17 protein-coding genes are annotated in these 18,094 nt (G+C 34.7%); 7 read left to right on the top strand and 10 right to left on the bottom strand.

Annotated elements, in window-relative coordinates; all coding sequences use genetic code 11:
* Window positions 1-296: 296 nt before the first annotated feature.
* The 5 genes from dnaQ to O9A_RS01430 are packed head-to-tail and all read right to left on the bottom strand — an operon-like array spanning window position 297 to window position 3,899.
* Entirely contained in the window at window positions 297-1,004 is a 708-nt protein-coding gene (gene dnaQ / locus O9A_RS01450) for a DNA polymerase III subunit epsilon (RefSeq protein ID WP_034458084.1), read from the bottom strand.
* Window positions 997-1,596 carry a dephospho-CoA kinase gene (gene coaE / locus O9A_RS01445; RefSeq protein WP_034458082.1) on the bottom strand — a complete coding sequence of 200 codons (600 nt, stop codon included), beginning with the start codon at window positions 1,594-1,596 and terminating at the stop codon, window positions 997-999. The genes dnaQ and coaE overlap by 8 nt, the downstream gene beginning before the upstream one ends.
* On the bottom strand, window positions 1,593-2,474 hold the full coding sequence (locus tag O9A_RS01440) for a shikimate dehydrogenase (RefSeq protein ID WP_034458080.1): 882 nt from the start codon (window positions 2,472-2,474) through the stop codon (window positions 1,593-1,595). The genes coaE and O9A_RS01440 overlap by 4 nt, the downstream gene beginning before the upstream one ends.
* Window positions 2,467-3,063: a Maf family nucleotide pyrophosphatase gene (locus O9A_RS01435; protein ID WP_034458078.1), complete on the bottom strand. Its 597-nt coding sequence runs from the start codon at window positions 3,061-3,063 to the stop codon at window positions 2,467-2,469. The genes O9A_RS01440 and O9A_RS01435 overlap by 8 nt, the downstream gene beginning before the upstream one ends.
* A complete protein-coding gene (locus O9A_RS01430; RefSeq protein WP_034458076.1) occupies window positions 3,057-3,899 on the bottom strand; it encodes a pyruvate, water dikinase regulatory protein in 843 nt (280 codons plus the stop codon). The genes O9A_RS01435 and O9A_RS01430 overlap by 7 nt, the downstream gene beginning before the upstream one ends.
* A gap of 641 nt (window positions 3,900-4,540) precedes the next feature.
* On the opposite strand from O9A_RS01430, the gene rho reads away from it, so the two are divergent.
* From rho to O9A_RS01400, 6 genes are all read left to right on the top strand, one after another.
* Complete coding sequence (gene rho, locus O9A_RS01425; protein ID WP_034458074.1) at window positions 4,541-5,806, top strand: transcription termination factor Rho; 1,266 nt, start codon at window positions 4,541-4,543, stop codon at window positions 5,804-5,806.
* A 32-nt stretch (window positions 5,807-5,838) separates the two neighbouring features.
* A complete protein-coding gene (mnmE, locus tag O9A_RS01420) occupies window positions 5,839-7,146 on the top strand; it encodes a tRNA uridine-5-carboxymethylaminomethyl(34) synthesis GTPase MnmE (protein ID WP_034458071.1) in 1,308 nt (435 codons plus the stop codon).
* A 109-nt stretch (window positions 7,147-7,255) separates the two neighbouring features.
* Window positions 7,256-9,124 (top strand): tRNA uridine-5-carboxymethylaminomethyl(34) synthesis enzyme MnmG, encoded by a 1,869-nt coding sequence (mnmG, locus tag O9A_RS01415; protein ID WP_034458069.1) that lies wholly within the window; start codon window positions 7,256-7,258, stop codon window positions 9,122-9,124.
* Window positions 9,124-9,771 (top strand): 16S rRNA (guanine(527)-N(7))-methyltransferase RsmG, encoded by a 648-nt coding sequence (rsmG, locus tag O9A_RS01410; RefSeq protein WP_034458067.1) that lies wholly within the window; start codon window positions 9,124-9,126, stop codon window positions 9,769-9,771. Before mnmG ends, rsmG begins: the two co-directional genes overlap by 1 nt.
* Window positions 9,772-9,777: 6 nt before the next feature.
* Window positions 9,778-10,575 carry a ParA family protein gene (locus O9A_RS01405; RefSeq protein ID WP_034458065.1) on the top strand — a complete coding sequence of 266 codons (798 nt, stop codon included), beginning with the start codon at window positions 9,778-9,780 and terminating at the stop codon, window positions 10,573-10,575.
* 45 nt (window positions 10,576-10,620) lie between these two features.
* Window positions 10,621-11,526: a ParB/RepB/Spo0J family partition protein gene (locus O9A_RS01400; RefSeq protein ID WP_034458063.1), complete on the top strand. Its 906-nt coding sequence runs from the start codon at window positions 10,621-10,623 to the stop codon at window positions 11,524-11,526.
* An 830-nt stretch (window positions 11,527-12,356) separates the two neighbouring features.
* On the opposite strand, the gene gloB is transcribed toward O9A_RS01400, so the two are convergent.
* The 5 genes from gloB to dapF form a co-directional block, all read right to left on the bottom strand.
* On the bottom strand, window positions 12,357-13,118 hold the full coding sequence (gene gloB, locus O9A_RS01395) for a hydroxyacylglutathione hydrolase (RefSeq protein ID WP_034458061.1): 762 nt from the start codon (window positions 13,116-13,118) through the stop codon (window positions 12,357-12,359).
* A gap of 70 nt (window positions 13,119-13,188) precedes the next feature.
* On the bottom strand, window positions 13,189-13,878 hold the full coding sequence (locus tag O9A_RS01390; protein WP_034458059.1) for a septation protein A: 690 nt from the start codon (window positions 13,876-13,878) through the stop codon (window positions 13,189-13,191).
* On the bottom strand, window positions 13,875-15,113 hold the full coding sequence (ftsY, locus tag O9A_RS01385; RefSeq protein WP_034458057.1) for a signal recognition particle-docking protein FtsY: 1,239 nt from the start codon (window positions 15,111-15,113) through the stop codon (window positions 13,875-13,877). Before ftsY ends, O9A_RS01390 begins: the two co-directional genes overlap by 4 nt.
* Window positions 15,114-15,127: 14 nt before the next feature.
* A complete protein-coding gene (gene mtaB / locus O9A_RS01380; protein WP_034458055.1) occupies window positions 15,128-16,411 on the bottom strand; it encodes a tRNA (N(6)-L-threonylcarbamoyladenosine(37)-C(2))-methylthiotransferase MtaB in 1,284 nt (427 codons plus the stop codon).
* On the bottom strand, window positions 16,411-17,262 hold the full coding sequence (dapF, locus tag O9A_RS01375; RefSeq protein ID WP_034458053.1) for a diaminopimelate epimerase: 852 nt from the start codon (window positions 17,260-17,262) through the stop codon (window positions 16,411-16,413). The genes mtaB and dapF overlap by 1 nt, the downstream gene beginning before the upstream one ends.
* A gap of 223 nt (window positions 17,263-17,485) precedes the next feature.
* On the opposite strand from dapF, the gene O9A_RS01370 reads away from it, so the two are divergent.
* Window positions 17,486-18,022: an AprI/Inh family metalloprotease inhibitor gene (locus tag O9A_RS01370; RefSeq protein ID WP_034458051.1), complete on the top strand. Its 537-nt coding sequence runs from the start codon at window positions 17,486-17,488 to the stop codon at window positions 18,020-18,022.
* Window positions 18,023-18,094 lie beyond the last annotated feature (72 nt).

The following is an 18,094-nucleotide window of genomic DNA, read 5'->3' as shown; positions in this document are numbered from 1 at the left end:
ATTTTTATATTTTTTTCATTCTTATTTTTAAATTTATCAAAACGCCTCTAAAAAGCCATTTTTTGTTTTCATAAAGCGTGGAGTCGTTACACTTTATATTCAGTACCTAGAGCTTTTCTTTGCTGTTACAGGATATAATAGCTTTCATTTTGCTCCTCCTATGATAGCTGAGGTACAATGTAACGACAGGGTCGTTGTGGTGTTCCCCTCCCCACAACGACCATACTTTATTTAGAGAACTATGCTTTCAGAAATCCTGTTACTTCTTGTTTTTTAATGGGCTTTTCAGGAGAGAATTATTGAGGAACTTTAAAAGAATTCCAGAGAGCCTTTTCACCAATTTTTTTGATAAAATCAGCATGCATGCTTTTTTCTTGTACACTTAGCCGGGGAGGGAGGCTTTGTGGACGAACTTTAACTTCTGAGGGAGCATTCTTGTGATTCTGGCTTTTTTCATCAACACTTCCACTGTTCCCAAAAACCAATACGCTCTGCTTTCCACCAATAAGCTCAATATAGACGTCGGCGAGAATTTCCGCATCAAGCAAAGCTCCGTGAAGAACACGATGACTATTATCAATACCAAAACGTTTGCATAAAACATCAAGAGAATTAGGTACCATAGGAAATTTGCGCCGTGCCATAGCCAATGTATCAATAACATTGTCAAAACTAATGAGAGGCTTATTCACCCGTATTAATTCTGCATTGAGAAAACCAATATCAAAATTTGCATTATGGGCAATTATTGTTGCTCCATTGATAAATTCCAAAAATTCATCGGCAATATCACTAAATTTTTTTTCATTCTTTAAGCGTTCATTGGTTAATCCATGGACAGCTACAACTTCATCAGAAATAATAACGCCTTGCGGATTCAAATAAACATGAAATCGTCGTCCTGTAAGATAACGATTAACCATCTCTATACAGCCGATTTCAATTATACGGTCTTTCTCTTTATCTAAACCTGTTGTTTCTGTATCAAAAATAATTTCACGCATTAGTTTCATTCTTTAGCAAACTTTTTATCACAAAAAGAACTTGTTGACGAGTGTTCTCTAAATCTTTTCCTGTATCAATAATAAAATCAGCACGTGCTCGTTTTTTTTCATCAGGCATTTGCCTCGCATTGATAAAAGAAAATTTTTTTTCGTTCATATTTTTGCGAATCATTGCACGTTCCTTTTGTATTGCCAATGAAGTAGAAACAACAACTACATTATCTACACGTTTTTCACCTTTTGTTTCAAAAAGAAGTGGAGTATCAAGAACAACCAATTTTTCTCCTTGTTGACGCGCTGTATCAACGAATTCTTTTTCTTTTTTTTGGACTAAAGGATGTATTATTTTTTCTAAGGTTTGTAATTTTTTATTATCGTTGATCAAAATTTCAGAAAGCTTTAGACGACTCATTTTACCATTCTCAACCACACCAGGGAATGTATGTTCTATGAGAGATAAAATTGATTCACTCTTATAAAGTTGGTAAACTGCTTCATCAGAACTAAAAACGGAAATACCTGCTTGCCTGAAAAAATCAGCAACTGTTGATTTTCCCATAGCAATTGATCCGGTTAGCCCTATGATTTTCATCTTTTCTCTTCACCAATATCCTGTAAAATTTCCGTACGTAATGCTTTTGTCACCTGAGGTCTTATTCCAAACCATCGTTCAAACCCTAGAACAGCCTGATGTAAAAGCATACCCAACCCATCAACTGTTTTTAGTCCATGCGCTTTTGCTTGTTGTAAAAAAGGAGTTACCAAGGGCGTGTAAACAATGTCTGTTACCAACGCTGTTGTCTTCATTTTATGAAAATCACAAAAAAAAGAAGCGTTTTTTTTCTCATTTGAAATTGTCATGCCTACAGAAGTTGTATTGACAATTAAATCAGCCTGATGGAGTATTTCATGCACCTTATACCAATCATAAACTTTAATCAGTTTTCCAAAATGCTCGGCTAAACTTTCCGCTCGTTGTTTTGTACGATTAACTAAACAAATACGTTCAAACCCTCGTTTTTTTAAAGCATAGAGGATAGCACGCGCACCGCCACCAGCACCAAAAACAAGAGCTGTTTCTCCCACCCAATCAGGAGCAGAATCATCAAGGTTAGCACTAAAGCCATAGGCATCACTATTTGTGCCACAAAGTTTATCTCCTTCATACCACAGTGTATTAACAGCACCAATCATTGTTGCTACATCATCTTTATAATTTACCAAATGAAAGGCCTCCTGTTTATGAGGTAAAGTGACATTCCCTCCACAAAAACCTTTCCTTTTTAAAGATACTAAAAAATCTCTAAGTTCTCCAGATGTTACTTCCTGTGCCAGATATTCACCCTGTAAATCATATTTTTTAAGCCAAAAATTGTGAATTTTTGGTGATTTTGAGTGGTGAATAGGAGTACCAACAACAAGAGCACGTGGAAGAATTTTTTCTTCGCGCTTTATTGTCAAATTAATCATTGATGACCCCAAAATGACGCAATTTTATTAATAAAGGTAATAAAGGTAACCCAACAATAGTAAAAAAATCTCCGTCAATTTTTTCAAAAAGATGGATCCCTTCTCCTTCAATTTGATACACGCCCACACTGTTTAGAATATCTGTCCCTACACGAGAAAGATAATTTTCAATGAATTCTAATGACAAATGACGTACTGACATATGAGCGCTAAAAGATTCAACCCAAATTTTTTGTCCATTCCGGAATAAAGCTACTGCACTATGAAGAGAATGAATTTTTCCTGATAAGGTGCACAAACGTTGATGTGCTTCTTCTTTGCTTTTAACTTTATGAAAAATTTGACCTTCTAAATCAAGTACTTGATCACATCCGATAACTAAGGTATCCAGAAAACGCTCAGAAACATTTTTTGCTTTTGCACATGCAAGAAAACAACTTAGTTCTTTAGGTTTTTTTATTTTTCCTTTTTTTTCTAATTCTCTTTCATCAAAAGAAGCCCTTTCAACGAAGAAATTTAAACCTGCTTTTTTCAACAATTGTGCGCGATAAGAACTAAGAGATGCTAATATTAAAGTCTCTGCTAACATAGATTTTTCTTTCGTTTTTCTTCACAAAATCGCGAAAAAAGTTCAAATATTGCCGCAGAAGTTTCTTCAATAGAGCATCTTGTAACATCAATAATAGGCCATCTAAAACGCTCACAAATGCGTTTTGCATAGGTCAATTCTTCAGCTATACTGATTCTATTAGTATAACTTTCAAGAGCAAAACCATCACCCAAATTCCGATTTTGACGAATATGTGAAATTCGTTCAACTGATGCAATTAAGCCTATAATGAGAGTATTTTTTGCTCCTAAAAGAGTGTCTGGCAAATTAATGCCTGGAATAAGAGGAACATTGGCAGTTTTTATTCCACGATTTGCTAAATAAATACTAGTTGGTGTTTTAGAAGTTCTTGAAATTCCAACAAGAATTACATCTGCATTTGAAAGACTATTGGGAGACTGACCATCATCATGCTCTATTGTAAAATCCAATGCTTCAATACGGCGAAAATAGTCTGCATTGAGATCATGCTGTGCACTAGCACGTAAATTTGTAGGCATTCCAAGGTGAGATTGAAAAGCATTCAAAACAGGATCAAGTATATCAATACAGGAAACCTTTATTTTTTCACATCTTCTTCTAAGAAGCATTTTAATTTTTTTATTAATAATTGTGTAAAGAACAATCCCCGGCTCCCGTTGTATCTCATCAAGAGCTCTCTGCAACTGTGCTCTGTTGCGAATCATCGGATAGATATGTTCTGTTGCTTGATTCATCGTATATTGCGATGCTACAGCTCTCCCAACAGAAATTAATGTTTCTCCCGTTGCATCAGAAAGCATGTGTAAATGAAAGTTTTTTTTTTCTCTTGTCACAAAAATTTTAGCTCCTTGTTAATAAATGTGCATATATTCCCTTCATCTTTTATAAAGTGAAAACTTATATAAATTTTTCCGTTATTATGCACAAATCTAATAATTTTGATAACTAAAATTCTCTTAGAAAAAAAATGGGGATAATACCTTTAAAATAGAGATATACTTTGTTTTTTTCTCTTTTCCTTTGTGGATAAAACTGAGGACGATTGAAGTATAAATAATAATCCCCATTAAACACAGATTTGAATAAAAAAAATTGTCATTTATTAAATTATTAAAGAAAAAAATTCGGAAAAAAACTTCTTCTGAAGTTTAACTTATATGAGGATATAAAGCATACATAATTTAAAAAAAACTGTACTAAGAATTAGTATATCATGTAAGTTATTTAAAATATTATTAATTTTTTTGTAAATTATTTTCTTTTTAAAAGTTTGCTGAAACATTTCAATTTGTAGAAGTGATTATTTTTTATATGGTTGTAGAATTGTATATGAAGATAAATCTTATAAAGGACACTTGCAGTTTAGGAAAGTTAAGTATAGAATACTCCTATCTTACTAAAAGTGTTCTATTCTTTAAATTTCCCATAAATTAATTTAGAAAACAATTTCTCCACCTACTAAAGAGCTTATTTCATGCAGGAAATGAAACTACAAGAACTTAAAAGTAAAAATCCCGTCGAACTTGTTTCTTTTGCTGAAACATTAGAAGTTGAAAATGCTTCTCTCATGCGTAAACAAGAGTTAATGTTCGCTATCTTGAAAAAACTTGCCTTGCAAGATGTAGAAATTATTGGAGAAGGAGTTGTTGAAGTTTTACAAGATGGATTTGGATTTTTGCGATCTGCTGATGCTAATTATCTTCCAGGACCTGATGATATTTATCTTTCACCTGCACAAATTCAATCTTTTTCTTTAAAAACAGGGGATACTATTGAAGGTCCTATAAGGAGTCCAAAGGAAGGAGAGCGTTATTTTGCTCTTCTTAAAATTAATACAATTAATTTTGAAGACCCTGAGAAAATTCGTTATAAAATCCATTTTGATAATCTCACACCTCTTTATTCAAACGAACGTTTTCAAATGGAAATACAAGACCCTACAGAAAAGGATATGTCATCACGAGTGATTGATTTAATATCTCCATTAGGAAAAGGACAGAGAGGATTAATTGTAGCACCTCCTAGAACAGGAAAAACTGTTTTACTTCAAAATATTGCTCATTCTATCACTACTAATCATCCTGAATGTTATCTTATTGTCCTTTTAATCGATGAAAGGCCAGAAGAAGTCACTGATATGCAGCGTTCTGTAAAAGGAGAGGTGGTTTCTTCTACTTTTGATGAACCAGCAATACGTCATGTACAAGTAGCTGAAATGGTTATTGAAAAAGCTAAACGTCTCGTTGAATATGGGCGTGATGTGGTTATCCTTCTTGATTCTATTACACGTCTTGGGCGTGCATATAATACAGTTGTTCCATCATCAGGTAAAGTTTTGACAGGTGGTGTAGATGCGAATGCTTTACAACGTCCAAAACGTTTTTTTGGGGCAGCACGTAATATTGAAGAAGGTGGATCTTTAACTATTATTGCAACGGCTTTGATTGATACAGGTAGTCGTATGGATGAAGTTATTTTCGAAGAATTTAAAGGAACAGGTAATTCAGAAATTGTCCTTGATCGTAAAGTTGCTGATAAGCGTATTTTTCCTGCTATGGATATTTTAAAGTCAGGAACACGTAAGGAAGAGCTTTTAGTAGTACGACAAGATTTGCATAAAATTTTTGTACTTCGTCGTATTTTAGCACCTATGAATGTTACAGATGCAATTGAATTTTTGATTGATAAGTTAAAACAAACGAAAAATAATAGTGATTTTTTTGATTCAATGAATACGTAGAAACGTTAAGTTTTTTAATTAGGATAAATCCTGTGGATACAATCTTTGCTGTTTCGAGTGGATTGTTACCTTCAGGGGTTGCTGTCATTCGGCTTTCAGGTTCTCATGTTGTGCATGTTGTTAAAACGCTTTGTGGTTGTCTACCTAAAGCGCGGTTTATGCATTATGGAAAACTTACGGCTCGAGATGGTAGCTTTTTAGATTCTGCTTTGACTGTTTTTTTTCCTGCTCCTCGTAGTTTTACGGGAGAAGATTGTGCTGAATTTCATTTGCATGGAGGGAAAGCTGTTGTTAATCGTTTTCTTGATGAATTGTCCACATTTAAAGGATGCCGCATTGCAGAACCAGGTGAATTTTCACGTCGTGCTTTTATGGAGGGAAAATTAGATCTTGTTCAAGCAGAAGGTCTTGCTGATTTAATAGAGGCAGAAACGGAAAGTCAGCGGCGTTTAGCAATTATGGGTACAAGTGGGCGTTTAACGGTACTTTATCGTGATTGGCGTCATAAACTTATGAAGATTCGTGCTTTTATTGAAGCGGAACTTGATTTTTCTGATGAAGTTGATATCCAAAATTTGGTATCTGATAAAGTTTGGAAAGATGTTGAAGATCTTTGCATTTCTATTCGGAGACATATTGCTGAAGGAGAGCGTGCGAGTATTTTACGTGATGGATTAAAAATTGTCATTTCCGGTGCTCCAAATTCTGGAAAATCAAGCATTATGAATCGTTTAGCTGGAAAACCTGTTGCTATTGTGACAGAAGAAGCAGGAACAACACGTGATGCTTTGGAAATAAGACTTGTTTTAGGTGGTTTACCGGTTTTTTTAATAGACACTGCTGGTTTTAGGAAAACAAACAACAAAATCGAACAATTAGGAATAGAAGTTGCAAAGCAGCATGTTAGGGATGCTGATTTGGTTATTTTAGTTTATGATATGCAAAACCCTAAGGAAGTTTATTTACCGGAAACGTCGGCTGAAATATGGCGTATAGGAAATAAACTTGATCTTTATGAAGATAATAAAAAGCTGTGGTCAATACAATTTTCGGCATTAACGGGTTTGAATTTTGATCATTTTGTAAAGGAACTTGAATTGTTTTGTCTGCAGCGTGTTTCTGAGATTGGGAATCTTGTTACTGCACGTAAGAGGCAACTTCAATTGTTAAAAGAGTCTGTTAAGGAAATTGAGGATTCTGTGAATTATGATTATCTTGATCTCAGTTTACGTGCAGAACATCTTCGTCGTGCCAGTGATTTTCTTGGAAAAATTACTGGAGATACAGATGTTGAGGACTTACTTGATATTATTTTTTCAGAGTTTTGTATTGGAAAATAATGATTCACGTGAAACATTCATTATTCCATAGACAGATTAAGAATATTATGTATTTTACATGTTCTATTTCACGTGAAACTTGAAAATAATTTTCTGCGGAATGAATTAAATGCAATTATATGATGTTGTTGTTATTGGAGGTGGTCATGCTGGCTGTGAAGCTGCTTCAGCTTCAGCGCGTGCTGGGGCACAGACAGCACTCATTACACATAAAATATCAGCATTAGGAACAATGTCGTGCAATCCAGCTATTGGAGGACTTGGAAAAGGACATCTAGTTCGTGAAATAGATGCTTTGGATGGGCTTATGGGACGAGCAGCAGATGCTGCTGGAATTCAATTTCGACTCCTTAATCGACGGAAAGGACCAGCAGTAAGAGGTATACGCACACAGGCTGATAGACAACTCTATAAAGAAGCAATTCAAAATCTTTTAAAAGAACAGGATAATCTCATTTTCATTGAAGATGAAGTCATTGATCTGATTGTTAAAGATAATGGTATTTCTGGTGTTGTGTTAAAAAAACAAGGAGTACTTACTTCTGGTGCTGTTGTTTTAACAACAGGTACTTTTTTAAATGGTTTTATTCATATTGGTGATAAAACATGGGCTGCTGGACGTATAGGGGAAAAATCAAGTGTACAACTTGCCAAACGTTTAAAAAGTTATGGTATAAATCTTGGTCGATTAAAAACAGGAACTCCAGCTCGTCTTAGTAAAAAAACAATCTGTTGGGAGTGTCTTCCTAAACAGCAAGCTGACGAAGATGCTGTACCTTTCTCTCTTTTGACTAAAAAAATTGAACAGCCTCAAATTGAATGTGCTATAACACGTACAAATACACAAACACATCAAATTATTCGTGAAAATATTCATCGTTCTGCTTTATATTCAGGAAATATTGAAGGATTAGGACCACGTTATTGTCCTTCAATTGAAGATAAGATTGTTAAATTTGGAGATCGTGATGGGCATCAGATTTTTCTAGAACCAGAAGGTTTAAATGATGATACTATATATCCAAATGGTCTTTCTACTTCTCTTCCTGAAGATGTGCAAATTTCTTTATTTAGAACAATTGAAGGGTTAGAAAATGTTACAATTCTACAACCTGGTTACGCTATTGAATATGATTTTGTTAATCCACAACAGTTGACAAAAACTTTAGAATTACGCTCTTTACCAGGATTATTCTTAGCTGGACAAATTAATGGAACAACAGGATATGAGGAAGCTGCAGCACAAGGTCTTTTGGCTGGATTAAATGCCGCACGTAAGGTAGGTGGATTAGATGAAATACTTATAAGTCGTTCTATGGCTTATATTGGTGTTATGATAGATGATTTAGTTTTGCGTGGGGTTTGTGAACCTTATAGAATGTTTACATCACGTGCTGAATTTCGTTTGTCTCTGCGATCTGATAATGCGGATGCTCGTTTAACACCTTTAGCACAACAATTGGGTATTGTAAGTAAATTACGTTGGGAGTGTTATCAGCAAAAAAAACAACGTCTCGATCAAGCGCGATCATTATGCCAAGAGCTTTTTTTAACGCCTAATCAAGCATCTATTCATGGATTGCAAGTGAATCACGACGGAATTCGGCGCTCAGCTTACGATCTTCTTGCTTATCCACACATGAATATAGAGCGTCTTTCACATGTTTGGCCGCAGTTACAATCTATTGATTCTAAAACAGTTGAGTCTTTAGAAATTGAAGCTCAATATGCAGTTTATTTGGAAAAACAAGAACAGGACATCCTTGCTCTTCAACGAGATGAGCGTTTAGAAATTCCTTCTTCTCTTGATTTTCAGGCAATTTCTGGTCTTTCTAATGAACTCAAAACAAAAATTCAAGAAATATCGCCACGTTCAATTGCTGATGCACAAAAAATTGATGGTATGACACCAGCAGCATTATCACTTATTATCACTTACATTCAACGTCAAAGACGTGAAAAGGTTAAATCAGCTTAATGGATTTTTCTATAGAACAAAAATATCAGAAGCTTTTAAAAATAGTTCCTTATGTTTCACGTGAAATAATGCAAGATTTGGTACAGTTTGAATCTTTGATAATGCAATGGAATAAACATATTAATTTAATATCCTCTTCAACAATACCTCTTCTATGGACACGTCATATTTTAGATTCAGCTCAAATTTATCCTCTACACAGTGATCTTCTGCATTGGTGTGATCTTGGATCAGGTGGCGGATTTCCTGCCATTGTTATTGCTATTTTTCTTAAAGAAAAAAAAACAGGGCATATTGATCTTATTGAAAGTAATGGAAAAAAAGTAGCTTTTTTACGAACAGTTATTGCTCAGCTTGATCTTCCAGCGACAGTTTTTCATTGTAGAATTGAGAATGTTACAAAAAAAATAAAAACTCCAGAGATTATAACAGCGCGGGGGTTAGCTTGCTTAGATGATCTTTTAAGGCTTATTTTTCCTTTATTAACACAAAATACAATAGCTCTTTTGCAAAAAGGTCGGGATTACTCTATAGAAATAAAAAATGCCTCTGCCAATTGGCAGTTTGATCTGCTAAAACATAAGAGCAAAATTGATGAGAATTCTGTTATTTTAGAAATTTCTCAGGTTAGATCATGTAGAGGGTAAAATAAAATGAGCGGAATGCGGATTATCGCTATTGCAAATCAAAAAGGTGGAGTTGGAAAAACAACTACAGCAATTAATCTTGCAACAGCTTTAGCAGCTATTGGGGAAAATGTTCTCATTATGGATATTGATCCACAAGGAAATGCTAGTACAGGACTCGGAATTGATCGTAATAGCCGTCCTTTATCATCTTATGATGTTATGATTTCAGGAGTTTCAGTGACAGAAGCAGCTTTGAAAACAGCTGTGCCAAATCTTTTTATTGTACCCTCTACGCTTGATCTTTTAGGTGTAGAAATGGAAATTGCTTCTTCACAAGATCGCATTCAACGATTGCGTAAAGCTCTCTATGATGATCCAAAGATGACTAAAAAATTCAGTTATATTTTGATTGATTGTCCGCCGTCTCTGAATCTTCTTACTCTCAATGCTATGGGGGCTGCAGATTCTGTTTTGGTACCTATGCAGTGTGAATTTTTAGCACTGGAAGGTTTAAGTCAATTGCTTGAAACAGTAAAGCAAGTACAATCTGTTCTTAATCCTTCTTTAGAAATTCAAGGTGTTGTCCTTACCATGTATGATGGACGGAATAATCTCTCCAATCAGGTGGTTGAAGATGTACGCTCTTTTATGGGAGATAAAGTTTATCGTACTGTTATTCCACGAAATGTACGTGTGTCTGAAGCCCCCTCCTTCGGTAAACCAGTTTTGCTTTATGATCTCAAATGCGCTGGTAGTCAAGCTTATTTGCGTTTGGCTTCGGAAGTGATAAAACGAGAAAAGCAAGCGCAGGCTGCTGCTTAGAAATAAAAAAATAATTTTTATAAAATAAATTCAAAGAGCGAAATTATGAATAATGATCAATCAAAAAAAAGACTGGGACGTGGATTAGCAGCATTGATTGGTGATATCAATTTAAACAACAATCTTACACGTTCACTAAATACTGAAAAACTATCAGAGTCCAGTACAGTTTCTACATTTTCTGAACGGCTTGTTCCACTTGAATCCATTTTGTGTAATTCACATAATCCGCGGCGCTATTTTACTGAAGCAGAACTTGAAAATTTAGCTCAATCAATTCGCCAACATGGTGTTGTCCAACCTGTGATTGTAAGACCTTCGCGCGATCATCCACATCGTTTTGAGTTGATTGCTGGTGAACGGCGGTGGCGTGCTGCACAACGTATTCATTTAAGTCAATTGCCAGTTATTGTTCGAGATGTAGATGATAAAACAGCTTTAGAATTGGCAATTATTGAAAATGTTCAACGTGCTGATCTTAATTCTATTGAAGAAGCAATGGGATATGAAATTTTGCTGAATGAGCATGGTTATACGCAAGCAGATTTAGCACAAGTTATTGGAAAAAGCCGAAGTCATGTTGCAAATACACTTCGTTTGTTGAAATTGCCATCAAAAGTACAACAATTTTTAATTGATGGGCAACTTTCTGCTGGTCATGCACGTTGCCTTATAACTGTTGATAATCCACTGGATTTAGCAGAAAAAATTATTCGTGAAGGTCTTTCAGTGCGCCAAACAGAAATACTTGTCTGTGAGCAGGCAAATCCTAAAGTCAAAAAACGTACCTTGCTGGAAAAAGATGCAGAAACAAAATCTTTAGAAAAATTACTTGCAGATGTAATTGGAATGAAAGTAATCATTCGGCATGGTAAAAAGGGTGGTGATTTAAAAATACACTATTCTTCTTTAGAACAATTAGATGATATTTGTAGACGTTTGCAAAATTAATCAAGTCAATAGTCTAAAAGGATAAGAATTCTATCAATATGTTTTTGATTAAATTTTAGATTGTTTTTTAAAAATATAATTACAACGAATATTACTTGAAGTGCCATAAGAACAATAACGTAAGCTTTAGATGTGATATTATTTTCTTTTTAAATACTCGTTAATTTTAGCTGTCCAAAAACAAAAGTTGATGAGATTCTCAATGTTTTTATTAGGTAATACCTTAATTTATCACAATAAAACATCTTTTTTAAACTTAGATTAAAACCCTGAATGCAGTAAAATTCTCTCATCTTTAACCTGTTTATGTTGAATCAATTAAAATCACTTCCTTGCTCGTATAAGTGTGGCTGGTGTGTAGGTAAAAATTAGTAAAGACAAGGAATAAAAATGCCTCTTAAGAATAGTTTCAATGCAAAAATTATAGCAATATTGGAAACTAGCAAATAGTATGATGGCACTAGTTACACTTTCATAAGCTTAAAAATGATGATGTACAATAGCTTTATCTTTACACTATTCACGAATGTTCTCGTAAAATTGGCTTGCGAGCGTTGATAAGTATTTTAAAAAGAAAGCGCGTGAATTAGCAATACAATGGCGTTCTGTTTTACATTTCCAGTATGTGATGTTTCTGATTTTTTAGGTGTTTTTTGAACTTATTTTTCCATTTTTGAAAGAAAATATTCTGTTAAGAGTTAAATTTCTACACTATTTTGATTGTTTATAGATGATAAAACAAAGCGGTCTTCTATTTTCCTTGTATTTGATATTTGAGCGTATGTTATAAAAAAAAAGAAAGAGAAAATGCAATGCTAATTAAAACATGATTAAAAATTGTCTTTTCTTTTGCGGATTTCAGCAAATACTTCTTCATCTGTTTCTTTTTCCATCCTAAGGTTTTTTCGCAAAGTTCTATTATCCCAGCGAAGAAAAGGATTGGTTAGTTTTTCTTGTCCTAATGTTACAGGTAAAGTCATGGCATTTTTTGCACGTAACAAAAAAACATCTTCTGCTCTTTTGAGGAGTTTTTGATTGTATGGGTCAATTGTTAATGCAAAAAGAGCGTTGATTTTGGTATATTCATGACCACAATAAAGCAGTGTTTCATTGGGAAGCTGACGAAGCTTTTTTAAAGAGTTTAACATTTGTGTTGGTGTTCCTTCGAAAAGACGTCCACAACCAAGTGAAAAAAGTGTATCTCCGGCAAAGAGTAAATTTTCTTCAGGAAAATAGTAGGATAATGCTCCTAGTGTATGACCAGGTGTTGAAAGTGCTAAAATTGTGTAGGTACCAAATAAGAAGCTTTCATCAGGTTGAAGAGTTTTATCAAGATGACAAATTTTTTCTTTTTCTGCTTCTGGTCCAATAACGATGGCTTTGTAAATTTGTTTTAACTCTACTATTGCTTCCACATGGTCATTATGATGATGCGTTACAAAAATAGTCTGAAGTGTCCAATTATGGCTTTTTAGAGCATTTTGAATTGCGTTGCTTTCAGGTGCATCAATTGCTGCTGTATAGCCATTTTTTTCATCATGAATGAGCACACAAAAATTATCTTCTCGACAAATGAACTGCTCAATTAACACTTATTCTCTCCATGAATAGTGGGCAGTGATAAATCTATGAAATAATTTTGTATTAATAAATACACTCTATTTAAGAATTGTTTTTATCCTCTTTTTTAAAAAGATCTTTTGAATGTTTCATTATAATAGGCATTTGTGTTAACATGAAAAGAACTGTTATAGGCATAATAGCAAATACTTTAAAATTGGTCCAAAAATTGTCGCTAAAATTGCGCCAGATTACTTCATTCAAAATGGCGAGAAAAACGAAAAAAAATGCCCAGCGATAAGTAAGTTTTTTCCACCCTAAATCATCAAGTTTAAAAGTAGAATCGAAAATATAACGCAAGAGTGATTTTTTAAAGAACAAACCACCAAAGAGAACAAGAGCAAACAAACTATTAATGATTGTTGGCTTCATTTTTATAAAAGTATCATTATGAAGCCAAAGAGTTAAAGATCCAAAGACCAGAACAAATATCCCTGAGATAAGAGGCATAATGGGAATTTTTCGCGCAAGGACCCACGATAAGGCTAGAGCAATAATAATCGCCATCATGAAAATAGCTGTGGCAGGAAAAAGAGGTTTATTAAATTTTTTAAAAATTTCAATATTGTTTATCAGCCATTCGCCCTTATAGTTAGCAAGGAAAAAAACAACCAATGGCCCCATTTCCAAGAAAAATTTAAGTGTTGATGAAAGAGGTGCTTTTGAATTAGCATTAATGTTTTTTGAATCGTAATTATTGTGTGAATTATGCTCAAAAAAAGATTTTTTCATAAGTGTCTTCCTGCGATAGTTTTAGCAAAGTCAGAGGCAGAAAAAGGTTGGAGATCTTCAATATTTTCTCCTATACCGATGAAATAAACAGGTAATTTATATTTTTCTGCGATGGCAACAAGAATTCCTCCTCGTGCAGTACCATCGAGTTTTGTCATGACTAATCCATTTACACCAGCAATATTACGAAAAATGTCTACTTGATTGAGTGCATTTTGCCCAGTGGTTGCATCAAGGGTTTGAAGTATTGTATGAGGTGCTTGAGGATTATGTTTACCTAAAACGCGAATAATTTTTGCCAATTCATCCATCAGTTCAGTTTTATTTTGTAAACGTCCTGCTGTATCAATAATTAAGACATCACTGTTCGCTTTTTTTGCTTTTTCATAAGCATCAAACACTAAGCTAGCTGCATCTGCACCTAATTTTGTTGAAATAACAGGACTACCTATGCGTTCACCCCAAATATGTAATTGCTCAATGGCGGCAGCACGAAACGTATCACCAGCGGCAAGCATAACTTTTAATCCTCCCTTGGTTAGTTTTGCTGCAAGTTTTCCAATGGTCGTTGTTTTTCCTGTACCATTTACACCTACTAGTAAAATAACATGAGGCTTATGATTAAGATCAAGTTCCAGTGGAATTGCAACAGGTTTTAGCACTTTTTCGATTTCGTTTGCTACTATACTGTGAATGTCATCTGGAGATAAATTTTTTTCGTAACGATTAGAAGCTAAGATATCGGTGATTCGAGTAGCAGTTTCTATACCAAGATCAGCTTGAATAAGAATGTCTTCCAGTTTTTGTAACTTGCCTTTATCAAGTTTTTCTTTAACGAAGACTTCGCCAATGGATTCGCTTAAGCGCTGCGAAGAAAGAGCTAGTCCCTTTTTAAGACGTTCAAACCATGCTGTCTTTTCCTGTTCAACAGAAGATGCAGGCAAAGACTCTATATTTTTTTTTTCACTGATTATATCTGTGACAATTACTTTACCAGAATGGTGCTCTTTGCTGGAATATGGTTCAAAAGGTTGATTTTTCTCATCATATTTTGCAGATATCGTATTTTGATTTTCTGCTTGTTCTTCTTTTTCTCTGTCTATAGAGGATAGATCGTTTTTTATGTTTTCACTTTTGTCTACTCTATCTGTTTCATAAGGGGTAGAAACTTGTTCTATTTTCTGTTTTTTAGACTTGCTGAAAGAAAACATTTTTTTTATAAAGGGTTTTGTCATAAAAATTTCCCTCTTCAGGCTGCGCTCGACTTTGGATGGACAGCAATCAATTTATGGTTATCGTGGCCAACAATAAGAGCTTGAACAATTGTTCCAGCTTTAGCACCTTCAATTTGTGTAAGAGTGTAATCTTCTGTTCGTCCAATACTATCTTTCTCAACGAGAATCTTTTGTTGACTATTTTGTAAGTGAATCAGATGTTTTTGATAAGCCTTTTCACCCGCTTTGCGTAACCTTTCTGCGCGTACCTTGACTATTTTACGATTAATTTGTGGCATGCGTGCGGCAGGTGTCCCTTCTCTTGGACTAAAAGGAAAGACATGGAGATGTGTTAAATTACAATCATTCACTAAAGAGAGACTGTTTTGGAACATCTCTTCTGTTTCAGTAGGAAAACCAGCAATTAAATCAGCGCCATATATCATTGTAGGGCGTTTTGCACGTAAATCTTGACAAAATTGAATTGCATGTTCGCGTAAGTGCCGTCGTTTCATTCTTTTTAAAATCATATTATCGCCTGCTTGCAAGGAGAGATGCAAGTGTGGCATAATTCTCTTTTCATAGGCTAAAAGATTGATAAGTTCTTCATCTGCTTCAATGGAATCAATTGATGAAAGACGCAATCGAGGCAAATCAGGAATGTGGTACAAAATGGCTGAGGTTAATTTTCCTAGAGTTGCTTTTCCAGGGAGGTCATGACCATAACTTGTAAGATCGACACCTGTCAGAACTACTTCTTGAATACCGTTGCCTGTAAGCTTTTTAATTTGCTCAATAACAGATCCCATGGGAACTGAACGTGATGGCCCTCGCCCGTAAGGGATAATGCAAAATGTACAGCGATGATTGCATCCATTTTGTACTTGCACAAAAGCACGTGTGCGTTCTTCTATCGTACTTACCATATGTGAAGCAATTTTTTCTACTTCCATGATGTTATTGATACGCAACTTTTCATAATGGTTGATACCAAAATCGGGGATTTGACGATAAGAATGAGCATGGAGCTTATCCTCATTTCCTAAAACAAGATCGACTTCTGTCATAGAGGAAAAATTTTGTGTTTCTGTTTGTGCTGCACACCCTGTAACAATAATGCGCGCATGAGGATTTTCACGTCTTGCTTTGCGGATAGCTTGTTTTGCTTGTCTCACGGCTTCAGCTGTGACAGCACAGGTATTAAAGATGATAGCACCGTCTTTGAGTTTATCTAATCCCGAAGAAGCACTTTCTTTGCGTATAATCTCTGATTCGTAGCTGTTTAGTCGACAACCAAAGGTTACAATTTCTATTGCCATCAAAAATGATCCTTTTTGTAACTCCCTGTTAAGGGGTTAAGAAAACCACTAAATGCATATTTGATTGGGCCTGTCATGATAATGTGATCGTCTTCTCGATAAAAAATATTCAGTGTTCCCCCTGGTAAATTCACATCTATATGGCGTTTTGTCAGTCCTCGTCGATAAGCGGCTACTGCACTTGCACAAGCAGCGCTCCCGCATGCTCGAGTTAATCCAGCTCCTCGCTCCCATGTACGTAGATTTAGGCTTTTCTGTGATGTTACACAAGCAATGGAAATATTGCATCGTTCTGGAAAAAGGGAATCATGTTCAAGTTTTTGTCCATATTTTTCTAAGGGAATATGTTGAATATCACTTTCAACAAAAAAAATAGCATGAAGATTACCAATGGATACAAGGCAAGCATCTTTTAAGGGACCAACGGTAAGCTCTACATGATTGGTATCTACTATTTCACGTGAAACAGGCATCTCTTTTGCATTAAAACTTGGGCATCCCATGTCAACAGAGATGAGGTTATCGGTTTGGCGTTTACCTTCAATAATTCCAGCAGGTGTCTCTAATCGAAAGATCTCACCAAAATTGTGGTCTGTAAGCCATGCTATGACACAACGAGCGCCATTACCACATGCATTGGCCATTGAACCGTCAGCATTCCATATTTCAATGCGAAAATCAGCTTCTTTTTTTGTTGGTGGGTGAATAGCCATAATTTGATCAAAATGTGTTTGGGAATCTGCTGCTAAGGAAAGAATTGCTTGTGGTGTGAGAGCATGTGTACTTTCACGCATATCAGCGACAATGATTTGATTGCCAAGACCATCCATTTTGCTAAATGGCGTTTTCATGAAATTTCTCTATTTTTCCTGATTAATCATAAAGAATATATGACTGAGAATCTTATAAATTTCCAGTGTTTAATGCAATATAAAACGAATAGAAAAATTATTATCGTTCAAAATAAGCAAAATTTAGCCTGTTCTTTTTAATTTATTAATTTATCTTTATAAAATGTCTTATAAAAACTTCTTTGAGTTGAACCTATTTGTTGTCATGGGAAAGAGTATAAATATGACATTTTCAAAAAAGACATTTCTAATTGTAATATCAATTACAACATTCTTAACGGGTTGTTCAACATTGCAGTTTAAAAATAATGATAGAGGTAGTCCTTTAAAGGTTTTTTATCCTGTTCGGTCAATATCAGTTCCTCAAACAATGTCTGATCTATCAATATCTCCCCAGACAACAAGTACTTTATTGTATGAAAAAGGAGATTCTCAAAGTGATGGACGAATGGCTAATCTCGAATTGCCAGGAGATGCCATTGATTTATTTCCTGCAAGTATTGCAGGGGTGTGGAATCTTTCTATGGATGGTAAGGTTTGCCGAATTGCAACGCCACAAACAAAATTTGGACAAGGATATCGCGCTGGCCCTTTACATTGTCCAGGAATTGTTTCTCAAGTAAAATCTTGGACTGTTAAAGGAAAAAAATTATATTTCTATAATAATTCAGGACGTATTGTTGTTACCCTTTATTCTTCTAATATTGATCATTTTGAGGGATACACACTTGATGGTTATCCCGTTGTTTTAAGCCGTTAGATTATCTTTAGCTATTTATGAAAAAACAGATATATAGGAAATTTTAAATTTAACTGATGGCAGTTAAAAAAG

Source organism: Bartonella koehlerae C-29, assembly GCF_000706625.1.
Lineage (GTDB): Bacteria > Pseudomonadota > Alphaproteobacteria > Rhizobiales > Rhizobiaceae > Bartonella > Bartonella koehlerae.
The sequence above is the reverse complement of the archived record's forward strand: the minus strand, read 5'-3'. Positions and strand labels throughout refer to the sequence as shown.